The 19,716-nt window shown below is 45.1% G+C and carries 21 protein-coding genes and 1 pseudogene; 7 read left to right on the top strand and 15 right to left on the bottom strand.

Annotation, left to right across the window (positions count from 1 at the left end; all coding sequences use genetic code 11):
* From IM462_RS07140 to IM462_RS07170, 7 genes are all read right to left on the bottom strand, one after another.
* Window positions 1-268, bottom strand: a 268-nt coding sequence (locus IM462_RS07140; protein WP_287715013.1) for a hypothetical protein, incomplete at its 3' end; no start/stop codon positions are given.
* A gap of 5 nt (window positions 269-273) precedes the next feature.
* On the bottom strand, window positions 274-606 hold the full coding sequence (locus tag IM462_RS07145) for a GIY-YIG nuclease family protein (RefSeq protein ID WP_045359784.1): 333 nt from the start codon (window positions 604-606) through the stop codon (window positions 274-276).
* 374 nt (window positions 607-980) lie between these two features.
* The gene (locus tag IM462_RS07150) at window positions 981-2,447 is read right to left on the bottom strand and encodes a class I SAM-dependent DNA methyltransferase (protein ID WP_287703069.1); all 1,467 of its coding nucleotides are present in this window, start codon (window positions 2,445-2,447) and stop codon (window positions 981-983) included.
* A 120-nt stretch (window positions 2,448-2,567) separates the two neighbouring features.
* Window positions 2,568-3,983 carry a cation:proton antiporter gene (locus IM462_RS07155; RefSeq protein WP_287703071.1) on the bottom strand — a complete coding sequence of 472 codons (1,416 nt, stop codon included), beginning with the start codon at window positions 3,981-3,983 and terminating at the stop codon, window positions 2,568-2,570.
* Window positions 3,984-4,109: 126 nt separating this feature from the next.
* Window positions 4,110-4,448: a P-II family nitrogen regulator gene (locus IM462_RS07160; RefSeq protein WP_002801029.1), complete on the bottom strand. Its 339-nt coding sequence runs from the start codon at window positions 4,446-4,448 to the stop codon at window positions 4,110-4,112.
* A gap of 75 nt (window positions 4,449-4,523) precedes the next feature.
* On the bottom strand, window positions 4,524-5,645 hold the full coding sequence (locus IM462_RS07165) for a sodium-dependent bicarbonate transport family permease (RefSeq protein ID WP_002751603.1): 1,122 nt from the start codon (window positions 5,643-5,645) through the stop codon (window positions 4,524-4,526).
* A 94-nt stretch (window positions 5,646-5,739) separates the two neighbouring features.
* Entirely contained in the window at window positions 5,740-6,030 is a 291-nt protein-coding gene (locus tag IM462_RS07170) for a sulfate permease (protein WP_104396137.1), read from the bottom strand.
* 231 nt (window positions 6,031-6,261) lie between these two features.
* Between IM462_RS07170 and IM462_RS07175 the strand changes: the two genes are divergently transcribed.
* The gene (locus tag IM462_RS07175; protein WP_287703073.1) at window positions 6,262-7,158 is read left to right on the top strand and encodes a LysR family transcriptional regulator; all 897 of its coding nucleotides are present in this window, start codon (window positions 6,262-6,264) and stop codon (window positions 7,156-7,158) included.
* A gap of 153 nt (window positions 7,159-7,311) precedes the next feature.
* Here the strand turns inward: IM462_RS07175 and IM462_RS07180 are convergent, their stop codons facing one another.
* From IM462_RS07180 to trxA, 3 genes are all read right to left on the bottom strand, one after another.
* The gene (locus IM462_RS07180) at window positions 7,312-7,929 is read right to left on the bottom strand and encodes a CP12 domain-containing protein (RefSeq protein WP_287703075.1); all 618 of its coding nucleotides are present in this window, start codon (window positions 7,927-7,929) and stop codon (window positions 7,312-7,314) included.
* Window positions 7,930-7,982: 53 nt separating this feature from the next.
* Entirely contained in the window at window positions 7,983-8,309 is a 327-nt protein-coding gene (locus IM462_RS07185; RefSeq protein ID WP_353737364.1) for a hypothetical protein, read from the bottom strand.
* An 80-nt stretch (window positions 8,310-8,389) separates the two neighbouring features.
* Complete coding sequence (gene trxA / locus IM462_RS07190; RefSeq protein ID WP_002778933.1) at window positions 8,390-8,713, bottom strand: thioredoxin; 324 nt, start codon at window positions 8,711-8,713, stop codon at window positions 8,390-8,392.
* A 274-nt stretch (window positions 8,714-8,987) separates the two neighbouring features.
* On the opposite strand from trxA, the gene IM462_RS07195 reads away from it, so the two are divergent.
* The 4 genes from IM462_RS07195 to IM462_RS07210 all read left to right on the top strand — a co-directional run bounded on the left by IM462_RS07195 (window position 8,988) and on the right by IM462_RS07210 (window position 12,931).
* Window positions 8,988-9,428 carry a recombinase family protein gene (locus tag IM462_RS07195; RefSeq protein WP_353737365.1) on the top strand — a complete coding sequence of 147 codons (441 nt, stop codon included), beginning with the start codon at window positions 8,988-8,990 and terminating at the stop codon, window positions 9,426-9,428.
* A 238-nt stretch (window positions 9,429-9,666) separates the two neighbouring features.
* Window positions 9,667-10,839, top strand: a complete 1,173-nt coding sequence (locus tag IM462_RS07200; protein ID WP_287703081.1) for a CBS domain-containing protein — start codon at window positions 9,667-9,669, stop codon at window positions 10,837-10,839.
* A 380-nt stretch (window positions 10,840-11,219) separates the two neighbouring features.
* A complete protein-coding gene (locus tag IM462_RS07205; protein WP_287703083.1) occupies window positions 11,220-11,762 on the top strand; it encodes an NUDIX hydrolase in 543 nt (180 codons plus the stop codon).
* Between the two features lie 227 nt (window positions 11,763-11,989).
* Entirely contained in the window at window positions 11,990-12,931 is a 942-nt protein-coding gene (locus tag IM462_RS07210) for a hypothetical protein (protein WP_287703094.1), read from the top strand.
* A gap of 157 nt (window positions 12,932-13,088) precedes the next feature.
* Here the strand turns inward: IM462_RS07210 and IM462_RS07215 are convergent, their stop codons facing one another.
* Window positions 13,089-14,030 carry a TIGR04168 family protein gene (locus tag IM462_RS07215; protein ID WP_287703085.1) on the bottom strand — a complete coding sequence of 314 codons (942 nt, stop codon included), beginning with the start codon at window positions 14,028-14,030 and terminating at the stop codon, window positions 13,089-13,091.
* A gap of 366 nt (window positions 14,031-14,396) precedes the next feature.
* Between IM462_RS07215 and IM462_RS07220 the strand changes: the two genes are divergently transcribed.
* Window positions 14,397-14,594, top strand: a complete 198-nt coding sequence (locus tag IM462_RS07220) for a hypothetical protein (RefSeq protein WP_287663374.1) — start codon at window positions 14,397-14,399, stop codon at window positions 14,592-14,594.
* 1 nt (window position 14,595) lies between these two features.
* Here IM462_RS07220 and IM462_RS07225 read toward each other — a convergent pair whose 3' ends face one another.
* The 4 genes and pseudogenes from IM462_RS07225 to IM462_RS07240 all read right to left on the bottom strand — a co-directional run bounded on the left by IM462_RS07225 (window position 14,596) and on the right by IM462_RS07240 (window position 17,063).
* Window positions 14,596-15,762 (bottom strand): cysteine desulfurase family protein, encoded by a 1,167-nt coding sequence (locus IM462_RS07225; RefSeq protein ID WP_287703087.1) that lies wholly within the window; start codon window positions 15,760-15,762, stop codon window positions 14,596-14,598.
* A 116-nt stretch (window positions 15,763-15,878) separates the two neighbouring features.
* Window positions 15,879-16,193: a Nif11-like leader peptide family natural product precursor gene (locus tag IM462_RS07230; RefSeq protein WP_287703089.1), complete on the bottom strand. Its 315-nt coding sequence runs from the start codon at window positions 16,191-16,193 to the stop codon at window positions 15,879-15,881.
* Between the two features lie 291 nt (window positions 16,194-16,484).
* A pseudogene (locus IM462_RS07235) lies at window positions 16,485-16,733 on the bottom strand (IS30 family transposase); the annotation flags it as partial.
* Window positions 16,734-16,751: 18 nt separating this feature from the next.
* Complete coding sequence (locus IM462_RS07240; protein WP_130756230.1) at window positions 16,752-17,063, bottom strand: type II toxin-antitoxin system TacA family antitoxin; 312 nt, start codon at window positions 17,061-17,063, stop codon at window positions 16,752-16,754.
* Window positions 17,064-17,356: 293 nt separating this feature from the next.
* Between IM462_RS07240 and IM462_RS07245 the strand changes: the two genes are divergently transcribed.
* The gene (locus tag IM462_RS07245; RefSeq protein ID WP_287703092.1) at window positions 17,357-19,444 is read left to right on the top strand and encodes an NACHT domain-containing protein; all 2,088 of its coding nucleotides are present in this window, start codon (window positions 17,357-17,359) and stop codon (window positions 19,442-19,444) included.
* Window positions 19,445-19,716 lie beyond the last annotated feature (272 nt).

A 19,716-nucleotide genomic window follows, 5' to 3' on the forward strand; every position in this document is an offset into this window, starting at 1 on the left:
AAGCCGGATGCTGGTGGAGCGAAGCCGGATGCTGGTGGAGCGAAGCCGGATGCTGGTGGAGCGAAGCCGGATGCTGGTGGAGCGAAGCCGGATGCTGGTGGAGCGAAGCCGGATGCTGGTGGAGCGAAGCCGGATGCTGGTTGAGCGAAGCCGGATGCTGGTTGAGCGAAGCCGGATGCTGGTTGAGCGAAGCCGGATGCTGGTTGAGCGAAGCCGGATGCTGGTGGAGCGAAGCCGGATGCTGGTTGAGCGAAGCCGAAACCAGCATCCCCCTCAGTTCTCATCCCTTGTTAATCCCCCATCTACAGAGAAATTCCGATAATGTGACTCATTTTGACACTCAGCCAAAATATGAAGAGAATCCCAATCACTACGCATCAAAGCCATCTTTTTCGCCCGACTCCAACCTTGCACCTGCTTCTCGCGATAAAAAGCATTTGCCACATGATCATAGTATTCAGCATAAACCAACTTGACCGGTAATCGCTTTCTAGTATGATTTGCACCGAAACCATTTTGATGTTGCCATAAACGACGGGGCAAATTCTTCGTACTGCCCACATAAAAAGAACCATCACAACATTCAAGAATATACATATAAGCCATAGATTTTATCTGAGATGAAAGGCTCAATTTGGGTGGTTGAGGGGATATCGGGCTTCGGCTTCGCTCAGCCCTCTATTTGGGTTCGCTCAGCCCTCTTTTAGCCCTCAATTTGGGTGGTTGAGCGAAGCCGAAACCACCCTTCCCGTCAGCCAGTAGAAGATCCCAATATATCGGAAATCGCCTCTAAAATCGACCCACTTTCCCTGTCCAATTCCGCAATCTATTTGGGTGGTTGAGGAGATATCGGGCTTCGGCTTCGCTCAGCCCTCTATTCGGCTTCGCTCAGCCCTCTATTTGGCTTCGCTCAGCCCTCTATTTGGCTTCGCTCAGCCCTCTATTTGGGTGGTTGAGCGAAGCCGAAACCACCCTTCCCATCAGCTAGGAGAAGACTCCAATAAATCGGAAATCGCCTCTAAAATCGACCCACTTTCCCGGTCCAATTCCGCAATCTCCGCTAAAATTTCCTCTGGCTCGCGTAAAGGATCGCCCTCTGGCGCGTTGGGATTTTTCACCGACAGATCGAAGGAACCCAGATCGACTTCTTCTAAGTCTAAAAACCAAGAGCGCTCCGATAGCTTAAAAGTCGATTGAAACTCGATGAACTCTTGCAAATCATCATCATTGAGCGCGTTTGTTTTTCCCAGACTTCGCCCCGGTTCGAGTTGATAAAACCAGATTTTCTGCGTCGGCGAACCTTTGGTGAAAAATAAAACCACCGTCTTTACCCCCGCCCCTAAAAACGTCTTAGCGGGACAATCCAAAACCGTATGGAGATTACAGGACGAGGTTAACTCCCTCCGTAACTCTCTAGAGGCGTTGTCCGCGTTCGACAGAAAGGTATTCTTAATAACGATCGCTCCCCGTCCCCCGGTTTTCAAACTCTTGATAAAATGCTGGAGAAAAAGAAAGGCCGTCTCTCCGGTATTGATCGTGAAATTGCCGCGGATCTCCTTGCGTTCATTGCCTCCGAAGGGGGGATTAGCTAAAACGATGTCATAACGATTCTTCTCTTGAATCGCTTGAATATCTTCGGCCAGGGTGTTGGTCTGAATAATATTCGGAGCCTCGATCCCGTGCAGGATCATATTCATCACCCCGATAATATAGGCTAAAGCCTTTTTCTCCTTGCCGAAAAAAGTCCTCGTCTGTAGCGTTTCTAGCTCTTTCGTACTCAGATCGGCCTTACTGTGGCGTAAATACTCGTAGGCCTCGCAGAGAAACCCCGCCGAACCGCAGGCCCCGTCATAAATCGTCTCCCCTAATTGCGGTTTAATCACTTGAATCATCGCCCGGATCAGAGGCCGCGGGGTGTAATATTCGCCCCCGTTTCGCCCCGCATTGCCCATATTTTTGATCCTGGTTTCGTAGAGATCCGAAAGCTCGTGTTTCTGCTGTTGCGTGCGAAACTGAAGCCGGTCGATACTTTCGAGAACTTCCCGCAGGTTGTACCCGCTCTGAAACTTATTCCGCACCCCCGCAAAAATTTCCCCGATCTTAGCCCCGAACGTCCCCAGTTCTGCGTATTGCTTGAATCCCTGAAAGTAGGGAAATAGCTCGCTATTGACGAACTCGATCAGATCGTCCCCTACCTTGGCGGTTTTCAGCAGTTCACCCCTCCCGTCCTTGGGGTAGGCCCAATTCGACCAGCGATAGGGTTCGTCTAGTAACGGATCGTAGTCTTCCCCTGTTAATAACGCCCGATTCTGGCGATCGACTGACCGATCGTCGAGATATTTCAAAAAGAGAATCCAGGAGATTTGTTCTGCGTAATCCAACTCCGTGGCGCATCCCGCCTCTTTTCGGAGAATATCGTCGATATTCTTAAATGTCTGCTCGAACATAGGAAAAAGATTAGATACTCTCAAATCTTACCTCGATCGCTCCCTTATCCTGAGCATAGATTTTTAAAAAGGCTGAAAATGCTTCAGCCTCGTCTAAAAAATCAGATTTTACCCGCAAAATTAAGGAATAGGATTAGCTGGCTCCTTGCTTTCTAGGGTTTCGGGAACAGCTTCCGTCTTACCAAAAGCGACTCTGAGGAAGGGAGGAGCGAGGAAAGTGGTCAGGATTACCATAATAATAATCGACACCTCCAAAGGCTTATCCAAAATTCCGCTGGCCGAACCAATCCCGGCAAAAACTAAACCCACCTCACCCCGGGGAATCATACCCACACCGATGGCGAGACGATTGATTCCAGATATGCCAAAAACTGCCCAGCCCGTCACCAGTTTACCGATAATCGCCACAACCATCAAAAAGACAGCGATCAAAAGTCCAGCCCGATTCTCCGGTACCGTTGGGTTTAAAACACCGAGATCGGCACGCGCTCCCACCGTCACAAAGAAAATCGGTACAAGCAAATCGGCGATCGGTTTAATTAACTCATCCAACTCGTTGCGGGTATCAGTTTCATCAAGCACCAAACCGGCGGCAAAGGCCCCTAAAATCGCTTCAAGATGAATAGCATTGCCCAAAAATGCCATAAAGAAAGCGAAGACAAATGCGGGAATAACAATATTTCCCCTTGTTTTCAGCCGCTCCACGATCGCCACAAAACTTTTGTTAAAAATACCTCCCAACAAAATTGATCCGATCAAAAAGGCCGTAGCGCTGACAATCAGATAAATAACATTGACCACATCGATCTCACCAGTTTTGGCCAAACTAGCGACCACAGCCAGAACAATAATACCTAGGACATCATCGATCACCGCTGCACCGACAATAATTTGCCCTTCTTTGGATTTGAGTTGACCTAACTCGGACAACACCTTCGAGGTAATACCGATACTGGTTGCTGTCAAGGCTGCCCCCGCAAAAATCGCCGGGATGGCCGCCACATGAAAGACGAGCATTAACCCGGCCGTACCCGCCGCAAAAGGTGCCGCAACCCCCACACAGGCCACAACCGTGGCTTGAATTCCCACTTCCTTGAGTTGTCGCAGGTCGGATTCTAGGCCAATTTCAAACAGCAGAATAATCACACCGATTTCAGCTAGAACCGAAATCACTTCACTTTGGGACTCAAAGATCCGGTCCACGGCAGCCGGGGCCAATTGATTCAATCCTTGCAGTACCGTCATAATCAGCGAATCGGAGGCCGATAGTCCCCCTTCGGGAAAGATGAGCAGATGCAAGGCCGAAACGCCGACAATCACACCGGCGACCAGTTCTCCCAGTACGGGCGGAAAATCCAATCGTCGGGCGGCCTCTGCGCCGAGCTTGCTGGCCAGATAAATCACCACCAGTGTCAGCAATACGCCAGAGAGAATAATCGGTGAATCCTCGGCCACAACGGTGGCAAGCAAGGGGAGCGGAGTCATGGGGGCTGCTATCTCCCCGATCGAAGGAGGCAGAATAGGGGACAAAATCATCAGTTTAAAGGGATGAGGGTTAAAGATTTCAGGTGGTCATAAAACTGGGGGATAGGAAAAAGGGCCACCGCTCAAGGACAGTCAGGCTGCAGATGGGGTGGCCCGGATCAAGACAAGCTTAGTTGTCTAGATTTCACAGCCCTCTGGTCCACAGAAACTCTGTCCGTACAGAACCTCCGCATCACAGAGATAGATCATGCCCGCAAAATTGAGGAAAAACTGATCGGCAACCTGCTTGGCAATATTTTGGGCCATAATTCGATCGGGGGTAAGTATCTCGAACTTAACATTCGTATCGGTTTCGGAAACGTGGGGTTGTCCCGACGAGCGCACGTTGCGACTGCCTTTACCGCCAGTATCCATCACCGTGTAACCGGTCGCCCCGCATTCTTCGATGATCTTGGCGACTTTTTTCAGCAAAATCTTTTCTGTGACGATGACGAGCTTTTTGGCTGGTTTAGCCATGTTGATTATCTCCTTAAATGTGTACATTTATTTGCTTGGTAAGCCCCGTCAAGGGAGCGCCCACCGACCACAATCCTAGCCGCCGCTGAGGGCCTGGGCGAGACCAAGGAAGAAGGGTATGCACAAGCCGATCGCTACGGGCGTACCGATGGCCGTGGACGCACCTATATAGGCGGAGGGATTAGCCGAGGGGATACCGGCCCGCAACGTGGGCGGCCCGGAGATGTCGGAACTAGAGGAAGCGATGACGGCCAGAACCACGACACCGCCCCAGCTGAACCCGGTGGCGTAGTGGGCAACCATGCCGAGACCGAAGGCGATTAGACCATGCACAAAGGGTGCTAGGACGCTATAGACGACATACCACTGGGCCACCTTACGCAGTTCACCAACCCTTGACCAAGCCTCCATCCCCATGACCAGCATCAAGATCGAAAGCAAGCCACGAAAGAGGGGATCGTAGAAGCTTTTATAGACAGTTTCCGGCTGGGTGAAGATGCCCAAAGCCAGACCTAATAACATGGCCGATAGGGCAGGTCCGCGAAGGCTTTCCTCAATGATCGGCCAAATCTTGACCCGATTATCCGCTGGCTGCTGTAGGCTGAGATATTCCTGCCGACTGCTGGGATAATCCTGCTGATCGGAATAATCCCCGGCCGCCACCGGCTGCTTGCTAAAAGACTCGTGGTCGTGGGCTGCTTCTTTCTGCTTCTTCTTGTTAAGATAAATGTTAGCCACCACGATCGCCGTTACCAGTGCCGGGATATCCATGAAGGGATAGAGTGCGCCGGCCCAGGCCTCGTAGGGGATCTTTTGTTCTTCTAGTACCGTCAGACCGGCGGCCATAGTCGAGCCACTCACGGCTCCAAATAATCCCCCGGTCGCGATCGCATCGACCACTTTCACCTTCGGCAGATTGGCCAAGGTATAGCGGGCGACGAAGACCACAATAATCCCTACTATCACGGCAAAGATCATTGGTAATACCATTTCCGTCAGGTTGGAATTGCGGATGGCAATCCCGCCGGTCAGACCGATTTTGGTCAGCAGCATGAAGACGATGATCGTACAAATCGACTCTGGGATGACCAATTCACTACCGAGAGCGGCAATGATCATGCCACCAATCAAAAAGGCCAGCGTTGGCGACTGCAACTGCTGGATAAAGTCCATGACAAACAATGAGAAAAAATCCACGAATACCTCCTTAAGCCTCCCCTGATGAGGAGTATTGAATATAAACGGACTAAATGAACCTTCAAAAGCTGAAAGAGAGTAAGAGTAAGGCTCTTTACCCCTTAAGCAAACCTGTTGCGGGCAGAACTTTGGACAGTGTCAAGTCCGCAGGTAAGCCTAATTCGGGATTTTTGGCGGTTGAACTGGCCCCGATCGCCGTCCCAGAAGCTACCCCGAAGGCGAGAGCTAGAGGGTGATAAACGATGGCAGCTGTTAGACCACCGAAGATATCACCCCGCAAATTGTCAAAATGAATACGATTGGTTATTTCCATGAGAATCCAACTGAGCAAAGGATTTTTTGCCACAACAAAGCCGGCGGTTGACAGACCAGCCTTGATAGACAAAACTTTATGGTTTTTAAAGATCGATTGTTATAAATCTATACTAGAACGGATATCTTGACAAGCAAATTTTTGTAAATTGAGTTTAAATCGATATATCTTTACAAAAGTATTGATTTAAACCTATGATATAAGCGGGGTGGGGAGGTTTTTACTCGTTCCCCTCCATTCCTGCTTCTGTTTAGCAAAGCTCCTCAAGGCAGTAACAGAAGTGTAGCTCTCTAGAGGCCTCTCTTGATTCACGCCACTTTACATCAACTGATTGTCTTTGAAGCGACGGCTCGTCATGGCAGTTTCACCAGGGCTGCTGAAGAACTATCGATCACCCAACCCACCGTTTCTACCCAGATGAAACAACTGACTAAATCAGTGGGTTTACCCTTATTTGAACAGATAGGCAAACGTTTGTATTTAACCGAGGCCGGACGCAGTTTATTAGTAACCTGTCAAGCAGTCCTCAAGGATCTTGATAACTTTGAGATGGCGATCGCTGATATCAAGGGCATTAAACAGGGTAAACTGCGTTTAGCGGCGGTATCCACAGCCCAATATTTAATCCCTCAGATCCTAGGTCCTTTTTGTCAACAGTACGAAGGGGTAGATGTATCCCTAGAATTGACCAATCACCAAGACCTAGAAGCAAGGATGATCAATAATGTCGATGACCTATATATTTTAAGCGAACCCCCCCAAGAGCTAAACCTCGATATTCAACCGTTTCTGGAAAATCCCCTTGTGGTAATTGCTCGCAAAGATCACCCCCTAGCGGGACAGAAAAAAATTCCGATAAAACGGCTGCAAGGGGAACCTTTTATTATGCGGGAAATGGGATCGGGAATTAGACGGGCAGTACAGCAAATTTTTCTCGACCATGGCATCACTGTGTCTCTGCGTTTGGAAATCGGCAATAATGAAGCCATTAAACAAGCAGTCGCCGGTGGTTTAGGAATTTCGGTTCTGTCTCAGCACGTCTTAAATTTAGATCCTCCCAATGGGGAATTTACCATCCTTGACGTGGAAGATTTTCCCATCCAACGCCATTGGTATGTGGTTTATCCCAAGGATAAAAAACTATCCGTGATCGCCAAGACTTTTCTTGATTATCTCCTCTCAGGGGAATTAGGGGCATAAGTACCCAGAGACCCCCGATCAAGTCGAATTCGGTAAGCGCAAGCGCTCGATCTATCTCCCATCCGAAAAGGTGGAGATCAAGAACTCGATCGCCTGGGGAAACCGATCGGCAAGATCCTCAAGGCGATCGATTCTCCCAAAACCCGCCAGGATTTAATCCTCATAAATGCGGCACTCTAAGGCATTGGGATTGGCTTCGCAGTAGGACTGAAGTGAGTTACTCCCCTGTTTTTTGACCCGTTGATGGGAGGCTTCGGCCTGGAGTTCCTCCACCACATCCCAGGCCGCGGCGCAGTCTGGAGAGGTCTCACCCTTGGCCGCACAAATTGCCCGTGCGTCTTCCCGGGCTGCTTCAATTTCATCTTCAATGAACAACCGCTTGGGCTTTTCGACAAAATCGCTCTTGAAGAGAATATCACTGACAGAAATAATGCCCAGCAAAGTTTTGCCCTGAATCACGGGGGCGCGGCGAATGCGGGTTTGAGCAAATAACCGGGCTACATATTCCACCCCCAGTTCGGGATTGACGACCACACAGGGCTTGGCCATAATTTCATAGACCCGCATAGTTTTAGGATCGTGGCCAAAGGCCGCCACTTTGTAAACGATGTCGGTTTCGGTGACAATTCCATAAGGATCCTGTTCATGGCGCGGTTCGACAATCAAACCCCGCAGTTTTTTTTCTTTCATCAATTTCACGGCATCGGCAACCGTTGCCGAACCACGAATGGTGACAACGTTTTGGGTCATAATTTCTTGAGCTTGCAGCATAGGAGTTGGATGGTGTTGTTAAATTAAAGAACTGGTATAAATGCAAAAGTTGACTAGGGTTGTCCCGATAGCAATTTCCTAGACTCTTGTGGGCTGAGGGCCACTTTGAACGCAGATGACAAAGACCAATGGGCGATCGCTGGTTGGTGCTGGGGCGGCATGGCCGCAGCTGTGTTCCCCTGAATGCCTGGAGCATAGGCCTCCAGCACAGCGCCATTTTGCCAACACATGGCGATGAAATAATCACACACTGGGCATTCCGTCTGAGCAACTTGCCGGGCCGGACACTTATATCCTGCGGGCAGGCGATCGCTCAAGAGCCGTTGAGCTACGCTGCCACAGTTGGGACACCGGATTTCTATAAGCTTGTTCATCGCCATACCTCAAAATTGAATAGTGGTGTGAGAAGGAAAGGGTCAACTTCGGACGTTTGCCCAGAGTGTTTGTTCACGGTGGAAGACTATAATTGTCGTTCTACGGCTGCCGTAAATTCTTCATAGGGTTTAACCCCAACTAATGTTTCTATCAATTTCCCCTGTTTAAACACCATGACCGCCGGAATACTTTTAATTCCAAAGCGTTTGGCCACGGGTTTGTTACTGTCTAGGTCAAGTTTGAAGACTTTGGCGCGATCGCGATAGTCATCGGCCAATCGATCGATCAACGGCGCCACCAGTTTGCAAGGTCCACACCAGGTTGCTGTGCAATCTACCACCAACAGTGATTCACTCTTTAAGAGGGAATCAAATTCAGTTTCATCTTGAATAAATGTAGCCGTACCCATGTTTATATCTCCAGATTGATGCTGTGTAACTTAGGACAAATTCTCTGATCGCTGCGTTTTACAATATAAATTCAGCTTTGAACCGCTCCTCATCTAAAAATGCTTGGCCTTTGACCCTTTAACTTTGTCCGCCTCCCGGGGGTATCGTCTATATTTTGGTTGTCCCAGACATCGATGGTGACATCTAGTCCCTGCTCATGCAGGGGTTTTACTTTGTAAGTCGTCATCGGCTGCCCCCAATCAAAACAAATTTGCGACGTTAAGTTGCGATAATATGGTTTTGCAAGTTGTTGCATTTAGATACCCTATGACAGCGACCCCTTCCAACGATTTATCTGCCTGGGAGCGGCTAGAACAAGGCAGACAAGCAAAAGCAAGCAACGGTGGTTATGCGGGCTACGGCTCCCCTGCCTTTGGACAACGATCGATCGATGGAGAATTAGTGGATGATCCGGAAGAGTGCCGGGTCATTGAACTGATTCGCCGTCATCACAAATCAGGGAAATCCTTGCAGAAGATCGCCGATTGGCTTAATGAACAGGGCTACACCACCAAACGCGGTCAACCATGGCAGCGTATTTCCGTAAAGCGGGTGCTGGATCGACTTTATGGAAAGGTGTCCAGAATTTCCGGAGTAACCCTTCAGGCCGACCAGAACCCGGAATTACTCACCCCAGCGTCTGGTGATGCCGCCCCTGAAACCATTAGAGGCTGAATAACCGCTAAATAAAAAGTTTCAGGCTTTAACCTGTTACATCCCTCTATGATACACCGAAGTGGGTCTAAAATCTTTACGAGTTTAATAAAAATTGTAACAAAACGTTACATCTTTTAGGAAAAAGTTAAATGACGCTACACTTTGAGATAGTTTTAGAACGGGTTTTGGCAACTCTGAGAGCCGGGGTTCTTTGCCCAGTGGCTGTTCTGTCTATCTTGGCCTTTGTGATTGCAGGATGGTGCTGATGTCCCTCGATACACCTCTGAGTTGGGCCCCCGATCTGGAAAAGGCGATCAATCGCCACCCCTTGACGGTGCCGCCAACCACTTCCCTGGCAGATGCGATCGCCATGATCGGTCAGGCCCATAGTCGTCTGTGTTTACTCACCGATGACCTATCCCCTCTAGCTGCTCCGGCCGGAGAGGTGCGTGTTAGCTGTCTGCTGGTGGTGCAAGGGCAAGAGTTATTAGGAATTTTGACAGAACGGGATGTGGTGCGACTCACCGCCCAAGGGATTAACCTGACCGAGACAACCGTTGCCGATGTGATGGTGCATCCCCTGATCACGTTGCCCCAGCAATCTGCTCAAGACATTTTTGCTGCCCTGTTTTTGTTTCGGCGCTACCGCATTCGCCATTTGCCGATTGTGGATGACCAAGGACACTTAATCGGGGTGATTTCCCATGAAAGTATTCGCCAGATATTGCGTCCGGCCAATCTGTTGCGGTTTCGTCGCGTATCCGATGTGATGACCAGTCAAGTGGTACAGGCCCCACTCACCGCCACAGTCTTGCAATTGGCCCAGTTAATGGCGGAACATCGTGTCAGTTGTGTGGTGATCACCCAGAGAAATTCCGAAGACAATGACTACCCTGTTGGTATTGTGACAGAGCGAGATCTTGTCCAGTTTCAAGCAGTTCAAATCGATCTGCACAAAACTAGGGCCCAGACGGTGATGAGTACGCCCTTATTTCTCCTCAGTCCCGAGGATTCCCTGTGGACGGCCCATCAGGAAATGCAAAAACGGCGGGTGGGGCGTTTGGTGGTTTCTTGGAACTGGGGTCGGGGGTTGGGCATTGTTACACAAACCAGTCTGTTAAGGGTTTTTGACCCGATGGAAATGTATGGGGTGATTGAAAATTTACAACAAACCATTCAACAGCTAGAGTCCGAGCGATCGCCCTCCCTTCCTTCTCCACCAGCGGACTTATTACCCCAACGGACCCGCACCCCATCAGAAAAAGACATCGCAGGCGATCGCGAATTATTACTAGCCTTGCTGGACAATGCCTACAAAGACGTAAAGTATATGTTGGCCAACTTAGATATTGTCGTCGAGCAGCGGCGATCTTTGCTTCAATCTGTTCTAGATAAGCTTGCCCACCTCGGTCGTAAAATTAGCTCTTAGATAACCGGTTTGCTTCTATTCATACTAAATCTGGTTAAGTAGCTGGTTATAATTAAATTAAAAATAGATTTTAGGTTCGATCCCTCCTTAGTCCCCCTTGATAAGGGGGGTGCCGATCCCCCCTTATTCCCCCCTTAATAAGGGGGGTGCCGATCCCCCCTAGCCCCCCTTGATAAGGGGGGAAGCCGAAGGCGGGGGGATCCCCCTTGATAAGGGGGGTGCCGATCCCCCCTGCCCCCCTTGATAAGGGGGGTGCCGATCCCCCCTTAGTCTCCCCTTAATAAGGGGGGCATCTGATAATTTTTAACGCCTACCTACTTACTTATAATTATCTGCGAAAAAAGTTTAGTAATTTCACTGCAATTATAACAGGATTGTCGATGACTAATTTAAAAAAATGGCAAATTATTAAATCTGAGCTAGTTTTTCATAATCGTTGGTGTCAAGTCCGTCAAGACTCGGTGCAGTTATCCTCTGGACAAGTTATCGACGATTATTTTGTTAATATTCGTCCTGAAATTGTTTTAGTTGTTCCAGTTACCGGGGATAATCAATTAGTTTTTGTCCGTCAATATCGTCACGGAGTTAAGGAAATTTTATTGGAATTTCCCGCCGGAGCAGTAGATGCGGGTGAAGATAATATTACTGCAGCAGCGCGTCGAGAATTCGAGGAGGAAACTGGTTATCAAAGTGATTCTCTAATACCTCTAGGTGTTTTGTATGATAATCCCGTTAAAGATACTAACAGAATTCATATTTTTTTGGCTCTTAATGCTATCCCCACTGGTCAACAAAAGTTAGATGTTACCGAGGAAATTGAAGTTATTCTTCGACCTTTACAGGAAATTAATCCCCAAGAAATTACCGTCTCTGGTAGTTTAGCTGCTTTCTATCTAGCGAGGGATTTTTTAAAGCAAAATTAAGGAGTTATAGCGGTTATATTAATAGGGAGCCAGTTGTCAGGAGATTATTTTTATTTATTCTACCCAATTCATAATTGATAAGTAAGTAGTTATAATTAAATTGAAGATAGATTTTGCCTCTGATCCCCCCTTAATCCCCCCTTGATAAGGGGGGTGTCTAACAACTTTTAACAGCTACCTACTTAATTCATAATTTATAATTCCCACTGTCTATGAGTAATTTTTTTATGATTGCTGGCTTTATTCTATCAGCTTATGCGATTGTTGCCAACGATTCCCTACAAACTTTAGGGACTTTTTTAAGTGCCAATGAAGAACGTCCCTGGTGGATTTTATGGCTGTACACCAGTCTAATCTTAGCTTCGATTTTTATCGCTGGTTGGTATATTAATCAGGGAGATGTGGCCTATAATCGACTAGAAATGATTCCCTTCCCAGAAAATTTTACTTGGATTTATATTGTTCCTCCCTTAGCAATTTTAATTCTCACCACTTGGGGAATACCTGTGAGTACAACCTTTTTAGTTTTAACAGTTTTTGCTCCCCAATCTCTAGATGAAATGTTAATTAAATCCGCTTGGGGTTATGCTCTTGCTGTTATAGTGGGGTTAGTCATCTATCGAATTATTTATCGATTAGAAAACTTTTTCCTAGAAACAGTTAATAAAGAACCTCAAAAAATCTGGGTAGTTTTACAGTGGTTATCCACCGGGTTTCTCTGGAGTCAATGGTTAATGCAAGATTTTGCTAATATTTTCGCCTATCTTCCCAGAAAGTTGGCAGCAATATGGTTAGTTTTATCTCTAACAGTTATGCTACTCCTGCAAACTATCATTTTTATTAATCACGGGGGTCAAATTGAGAAAATTGTCACTAGCAAAACTAACGCCCATGATCCGCGTTCTGCAACAATTATTAACTTAATTTATGGTCTAATTTTACTGTTTTTTGTTGGCTATAATCATATTCCCATGAGTACCACTTGGGTATTTTTAGGTTTATTAGGAGGTCGAGAAATTTCTCTGACTTTAACCAGAGAAACCCCTAATTTAGCCGCCACGGGTAAACTGGTTTTAGGGGATGCCTTGAAAGCTTTTATCGGTATGATTGTTAGTGTTGCTATCGCTCTTGCTTTACCTCTGCTCGCTCAAAAACTTAACTATCTATAGGGAATTATGAATTATAAATTATGAATTATGAATTATGAATTATGAATTGGGGAGCTTTTTTTCACTTATCAGTAAACAGTTAACTGAAACCTGACATCTGATAACTGATATTAGTGGTTGTACCGCATAAGATTAAGAAAAGGTCTATTTTCAAAACTTAAGAATAACAAGATTGGGGAGATAGGCGATCGATTGATGCTCCAGAGTGATAAAGTTTTCTATTACTGATAATCTCGAAATTATCATTCAACCAGATTAAAGATGCTTCTGTGACTAGACCTTCTTCAAGAGTGACTAGGGAAAAATTGCGAGATTTACCCGTATCAGAGTGGAGAATGCGAGGGACACTCGCAGCATTCAGATAAACAGTTCCCATCTCGGAAGTGACCACGGGATTGCGTAAACGGGAAGTAGTATGACGGAGACGGTGGTGCATATGACCGAAACTGACGAGAGGAACCTGTTTTCCTAATAGCTGTGCTTGTTCGATGGCCGCTGCTAAATCCGGATCCCCGTGGTCCCCTCCCAAGGGTTGCCAATCGCGACCACAGATAGCTTCCGCTTCCTTTCCCAGTCCGGCCGGACCATTGTGACCTAAAAAAATCAGGTTATTATAGGCAGTATCTTGAATATTAGCGATAATTTTGGCAGTAGATTCGGCAAAACTGCTGATATTATAGCGTTCTTGCAAAAATTCTCCATTTTTCCACTCGGATCCCCCCCAAGTAAAGGGACGACCCCCAACAATCGAAAGCTGTAAACTGGGTAGGTCTAGTTTTGAGTAACCCACATGGGCAACCCCTAATAATTCTAACTGGGCGGTGACACGATCTTCTTGATTGCGATCGTAGGGACATTGCTTTCGTCCCCAAGAGGTGGCGCTATACCAAGCGTCATGATTACCGAGAATAACGGCTTTTGGTAAGGACAAACTAGCAATCCGACCGACAATTTCTAGGGATTCATTGCCAAAATCGCCCACAAATAGGGCTAAATCCACTTGTAAAGCTTCTAAAGCTAAATTATCTTCTATTTCCCATTGGTCGTGAACGTCACCGATGACGGCGATTTTATAGGTGCGAGGGAAAGAACTTACCATTACCAGTTATTAACTATCATTTACCAGTAACGATCATAGCTAGGATTGGCCGAATAAATCTAAAAACCTTGTCGGATAATATCTTGAGGCTTTTTTGAAATCAAAAAAGTGCCGGTCATTGGCGTAATCGGCTCAATTTGGTCGAAATATCTAGAGGAAATTTTGGGCGCAATAATATTATTGTAGGGGCGAATTGCATTCGCCCTCTTGGAATAACTTCTGCTGCTGACCTATAGGTGAGGTAAAGTCACAAATTAGGAGATGCAGCCGATAATTTTCTGGAGATGTAAAGATTTCAAACAAAGTTACCCACAGTCATCGGTTTTTTTGTAAATTTAGATACAGAATTATCAGGGTGATCTGTGTATGTTCTTACTACAATCTCGCACTACTGCTGTTGTTACTTGTCCCCAAGCAAACACATGGGTACAACTCAGAATGCTTCCCTCTCCATACAGCTTTGATGAAGCGCTACTACTCTGTGAACAGGATCAGGGCCGTTGGGTGGCATGGATTCCCGATTTTGGCGAAATTATCTTGATCGAAGGGCAATTTGAGGCATAAACTAACTCTTGCTTACAATTAAAGCAGATAAACAGCGATCGATCACTTGTTTTAATACAAGCGCCGTCCAATCGATATCGGCGGCGCTGGTGTCCCTTCCCAGGGTTAGACGAATTCCCGCTAGTGCCTCTCGATCGCTGTAGCCCATAGCTTTTAAAATTGGACTGGGGGAAAGTTTGCCACTATGACAGGCGGATCCGGAACTAATGCCGATTCCTGCTAAATTAAGCTGACGAACTAGCTGTTTTCCCGTGATGTGACTGTCATCGTCCGGACGGACAATAAAGCTGACGTGGTGGGGTAAACGATAGAATCGGTCCCCCGTGGGCAGCAGATAAGGATAATCGGCTAAGAGGTCAAATAATCGATCTCGCAAGGCGATTAAACGCATTTTTTCGCTAATTAAGTCTTTTTGGGCTAATTCGGCCGCTAAACCGAAAGCTGCGATCGCTGGTACGGCTGGGGTTCCCGATCGCAGGCCTTTTTCCTGGCCACCGCCCCGCAGTAATGGTAAAATATCGACACCAGTTCTGATGTATAAAGCCCCCGATCCTTGCATTCCATAAATTTTATGGCTAGAAAGAGATAATAAATCTATGGGCAGTTTCCGCACATCAATATCGCATCTTGCCGCCACCTGCACCGCATCGGTGTGAAAAAGCACTCCCCTTTCTCTGGCAATGCTGCCCAATTCTTCAATCGGTTGTAGGGTTCCCACCTCACTTTGTCCGTAAATAATGGAAATTAAGACCGTATCGCTTTGAATTGCGGCTTTTAGGTCTAAAGGATTCACCCTACCTTGACGATTGACGGGAAGACGAGTAATTTGCCAACCTTGCTGCTCTAATTGTTTACAGGGTTCAGCGATCGCCGAATGTTCCACACTAGAAATAATTATATGACGGGGGCGGTTATACTGTTGAGCAACCCCGATAATTGCTAAATTATCGGCTTCCGTGCCGCCAGAAGTAAAGATAATCTGGTCTGGATTGGCATTAATTAACCCTGCTACCTGTTCTCTGGCCATTTCGATGACTGTTGCCGTATCCTGTCCCCAAGTGTGTAAACTGGAGGGATTGCCCCAATGATGTTGGAGAATAGTGGCAACCCGCTCGATCACTTGGGGATGAGTGGGGGTAGTGGCACTATAGTCAAGATAAATTTGCATTATTTTACAATCTGAGAAATGAGAGTCAAGAAAGGCAGCTATTCTCAGTTTAGCCGTTTAAGAGATTAGAAAGCGGGTTTCTTTAAGAAACCCGTTTTCTAAGAAACCCGCTTTCTTTAAGAATTGAGTTTTCGGCAGATTTCACGAGCTAAGAAAGGCAATCGATAACAAACGTCCGGGTCGCTTTCGAACGCAGATTTTTTTTTAGTTAAAAGCATCACATTTCTGAGAGATATATCAGGAAGTCTTCTACTTTCTTCGGAGTAGTATTCTGCCAGATCTTCAGAGGTAAAGCTGAAGCCTCTCTCAGAAGCCAGTATGACAGTAAGATCCATTAAACTTTGGACATCTGTTGTTAGTTCTAGACTACCTTGAATTTCTAGATCACTCTTAGCAATTTCATTAAACTGTCTGACGGCTTCGATAGACATAAGTTCTCCTGTGATGTATTAAGATTGAGACCAAGAACAGCCGATGCAAGTCTGAATTGCATCACTATCTGATCTAGCTTGATAGAATACCTCATTGGGTGTCTGATAGTCAAGACATTTTCGAGGACGATTGTTAATTAAGTTTACGGCTCTTTCCACCTTTCCACCGGGAGCATCTCATTTATACAAGTGAGTAATTATACTTGTCCCTAAAACTGTTTTCTGGCAAGGCTTTTAAAATAGCTTGACATAAAACCTGATTTAGGGGTTACAAAGGTGAGATGCTCCCCTTTCCACCTCCTCTGGCTTAACGATTTTAAAATTTGTCCTCTTGGGGAAAAATTGTCTTAACAGTCCATTGGTATGCTCGTTTAATCCCCTCTCCCACGAATGATAAGGAGTAGCAAAATAAAAATCTGCTCCTAGTTTCTCACTCAACTCTTGATGTCCACAAAATTCTTTAACCTTGTCACAAGTAAAGGTTTTTCTTTTGTCAGGTTGAATCTCTTGGAAAAGTTTTTCTGTGACTCTATTGATTTCTTAACACAAATCTAGCAACTATTTATTCATCATTTGCTTATACCATTGAGCGTCTGCTTGAGCTTGCTCGGAGGGAGCGGGGGGATTTAACAGGGCCTCGACAAAAGTGAATTGATCGCGTTCGGTTAATTCTACCAATTGGCTATCTTTGATCGTTTGCATAGCTGCCTCAGCCAAAACTGACACCATAAACTCAGTCAAGTTCTGTCCCCGTAAAAAGGCAGCCATCTCCATCAGTTGCTTTTGCTCTGCTGTTATGCAAGCCTCTAACCGCGCATTGTTGCCGATTTTAGTCCCTTGGGGTAAATCTTTATCTGGTTTCGTTCTCATGGCTTAGAAATTATCTAATTTAAGCACATTATATTCTTAGAAAACGGGTTTCTGAGTTGATAAGAAAGCGGGTGGCTCTTCTAGGTTCTGTGTGATAAGTTTAACTTACATAGGATCGATCTTTGTGTCCTCTGTGTCTGGAGTGGTTCCCTCCACTCCCTCGCCAGCAGGACTGTATCTCAGAATACATTTTACCCACCAAATCCAAAAGAGCCAGCGGGTTTCTGGGTTGATGATGAGAAACCCGCTTTCTGGCTTATACTGAACTTCAGAGGGTTTACAGGGGTTAAGTTATGACAGGAATTGAAACAACCATTGTAACGGCATTGACTAATAATTTTATTGGCCAAATGATTAAATCGGGGTGGGAGGGTATTAATAAAAATGAGTTATTGCATAAAGATGTCGGGCAGCTTTTCAAAGAGGGAAAGTATCTTTTTTTCCGGGAATATACTCAACGTTACTGGGATCGGCACGGCATGATTAAGGTTTTAAAAATGTCTAAGCCGATGGATTTGGAGTCAATTTATGTTAATGTCAAATGTTTAGGGAATTTAGTCAGGGATTATTATGATGAAAATTTAGAAAATAAATATCGTGAGAGTAAGCAGCGACGGTTTAACTTTAGGGATGATGGTAAAAAAGATGGTTTACTTTTGGCGAATCAAGAACAATATTTAATGGTACTTGGTGATCCCGGTATTGGTAAATCTACATTTTTGCGAAAAGTTGGGCTAGAAGCTCTCAAGGGAAATAAAGACAGTTATCGGCATTCTCTAACACCTGTTTTACTGGAGTTGAAAAACTTTAAAGAAAACGAGATTAATATTCAGGCATTAATTGAAGAGGAGTTTAAAATCTGTGGTTTTCCCAATGTGGAAAAAAATATTAGCAATAAACTAGAAAAAGGGGAATTACTAATTTTATTAGATGGTTTGGATGAAGTGCCAACAGCTAATGTTTATAATGTAATCGAGAAAATTCAAGATTTTGTAGATAGGCATTATAAAAATCGTTTTATTCTCTCCTGTCGCACTGCTGCTAGAACTCATCTTCGACAATTTACCGATATTGAAATTGTCGAATTTGATGATCAGCAAATTCAAAGTTTTATTGAACATTGGTTTAGTTCGGAATTAGATCGCAAAAATGAGACAGCTAAAAATTGTTGGGAACTGTTGCAAAAGGAGGAGTATAAAAGTGCAAAAGAGTTAGCTCATACACCGTTATTGTTGACTTTTTTGTGTTTGGTTTATGATGAAAATCAATCTTTTCCCACAAATCGCAGTCGCCTTTATCAAGATGCGTTACGAATTTTATTGGAAAAATGGTCAGCCGAAAAACGTTTACCTAATCGCGGTTTAGTTTATGAAAATCTCAGTATTGAGCAAGAAGAAATTTTGCTATCTGAAATTGCTTATCAAAATTTTGTAGCAGATAAACTTTTTCTAGAAAAACGAGAAGTTGTTAAGCAAATTAAAGATCACCTTAAACAAAACTTAAATGCTCCGCAACATCTAGACGGAGAAAAAGTATTAAAAACCATTGAAATTGAACAGGGAATTTTAGTAGAGCGGGCGAGAGATGTCTATTCTTTTTCTCATTTAACCCTTCAGGAATACCTCACGGCTCAGTATATCTATGATAATGATTTGATTGAAGAAGCAGTTAAGAATTATGTAACAGAAACTCGTTGGCAAGAGGTGTTTTTGTTAGTGGCAGGTTTGATGCGAGGGCGAGGGAAAGCCGATAAATTGTTATTAGCAATGGAGAAAGAAGCTCAAGAATATGCGAAGAATGCCGAATTATCTAAATTTCTTGTTTGGGTAGAGCAAGCAACTGGTGAATTAAAAGAATCGGTTAAACCCTCTGCAAAACGCTCGATCATTCTTTTTGACAGATTAAATAAAGGGATTAATTTTACCAAGTGCTATAATCGAATACATTCAGATATGTATAATAATTACATAGATAATACTCCACAATTTGACGAACCTTTCCTTGAGCAATTAGATAAATTAAGACAAAAATATGTTGGTATTGATGTTTTGTATCAATATCATTATGGACATTTGTTAACCAGTGAACAAATGCAAAGTGAAAAAACAGCAACACATATTTTTGCATTGATTAGTTCAATTACAAAAAAAATACTAGGACAATTAGAATTTGATCAAATCTCAGCATTTTATGAAAAAATAATTCTAGATTTTTATAAGCAAAGTCCGATTGGGTTCTCTTCTTGGAGAACACCTGACTGGATTATATTTCAAAATTATCTATACGTTAATGAATTAATGCTAAGTTGCCAAAAAGTGGCTGTTAATATTTCCCCTACCGTTTGGCAAGAAATCGAAGAACGAATGCTCCGCGTTCCTTAACTTCTACTTTTTTCTCAAATCTTGCCTTTCCAATTGGATGAGATTAGCGAATATTAACACTATGAGGATTGGGAGCTTCAAAAACCTTGCATTACCATTTTTATAGAACATAGGGTTTGCTGAAAAAGTACGGGCGAAGCATTCGGATAGAAAATCTACGGTTTCACCGATAAGTTATTGTCCGAATGCTTCGCCCCTACAGGACGCGGAACCATGAAGACGCAAGGTTTTGAAGCACGATTCTCTCAGAATCTTGCACCTGTTTCGGGAGA

Origin of the sequence: Microcystis sp. M144S2, assembly GCF_020246065.1 — a bacterium.
GTDB lineage: Bacteria > Cyanobacteriota > Cyanobacteriia > Cyanobacteriales > Microcystaceae > Microcystis > Microcystis ichthyoblabe_A.

What these genes read in the sequence shown, in the direction of transcription:
- IM462_RS07145 (WP_045359784.1), bottom strand. Translation starts at nt 606, where the DNA reads ATGGCTTATATGTATATTCTTGAATGTTGTGATGGTTCTTTTTATGTG.
- IM462_RS07150 (WP_287703069.1), bottom strand. Translation starts at nt 2,447, where the DNA reads ATGTTCGAGCAGACATTTAAGAATATCGACGATATTCTCCGAAAAGAG.
- IM462_RS07155 (WP_287703071.1), bottom strand. Translation starts at nt 3,983, where the DNA reads ATGATTTTGTCCCCTATTCTGCCTCCTTCGATCGGGGAGATAGCAGCC.
- IM462_RS07160 (WP_002801029.1), bottom strand. Translation starts at nt 4,448, where the DNA reads ATGGCTAAACCAGCCAAAAAGCTCGTCATCGTCACAGAAAAGATTTTG.
- IM462_RS07180 (WP_287703075.1), bottom strand. Translation starts at nt 7,929, where the DNA reads ATGCTGCAAGCTCAAGAAATTATGACCCAAAACGTTGTCACCATTCGT.
- IM462_RS07185 (WP_353737364.1), bottom strand. Translation starts at nt 8,309, where the DNA reads ATGGCGATGAACAAGCTTATAGAAATCCGGTGTCCCAACTGTGGCAGC.
- trxA (WP_002778933.1), bottom strand. Translation starts at nt 8,713, where the DNA reads ATGGGTACGGCTACATTTATTCAAGATGAAACTGAATTTGATTCCCTC.
- IM462_RS07195 (WP_353737365.1), top strand. Translation starts at nt 8,988, where the DNA reads ATGGTTTTGCAAGTTGTTGCATTTAGATACCCTATGACAGCGACCCCT.
- IM462_RS07200 (WP_287703081.1), top strand. Translation starts at nt 9,667, where the DNA reads ATGGTGCTGATGTCCCTCGATACACCTCTGAGTTGGGCCCCCGATCTG.
- IM462_RS07205 (WP_287703083.1), top strand. Translation starts at nt 11,220, where the DNA reads ATGACTAATTTAAAAAAATGGCAAATTATTAAATCTGAGCTAGTTTTT.
- IM462_RS07210 (WP_287703094.1), top strand. Translation starts at nt 11,990, where the DNA reads ATGATTGCTGGCTTTATTCTATCAGCTTATGCGATTGTTGCCAACGAT.
- IM462_RS07215 (WP_287703085.1), bottom strand. Translation starts at nt 14,030, where the DNA reads ATGGTAAGTTCTTTCCCTCGCACCTATAAAATCGCCGTCATCGGTGAC.
- IM462_RS07220 (WP_287663374.1), top strand. Translation starts at nt 14,397, where the DNA reads ATGTTCTTACTACAATCTCGCACTACTGCTGTTGTTACTTGTCCCCAA.
- IM462_RS07225 (WP_287703087.1), bottom strand. Translation starts at nt 15,762, where the DNA reads ATGCAAATTTATCTTGACTATAGTGCCACTACCCCCACTCATCCCCAA.
- IM462_RS07230 (WP_287703089.1), bottom strand. Translation starts at nt 16,193, where the DNA reads ATGTCTATCGAAGCCGTCAGACAGTTTAATGAAATTGCTAAGAGTGAT.
- IM462_RS07240 (WP_130756230.1), bottom strand. Translation starts at nt 17,063, where the DNA reads ATGAGAACGAAACCAGATAAAGATTTACCCCAAGGGACTAAAATCGGC.
- IM462_RS07245 (WP_287703092.1), top strand. Translation starts at nt 17,357, where the DNA reads ATGACAGGAATTGAAACAACCATTGTAACGGCATTGACTAATAATTTT.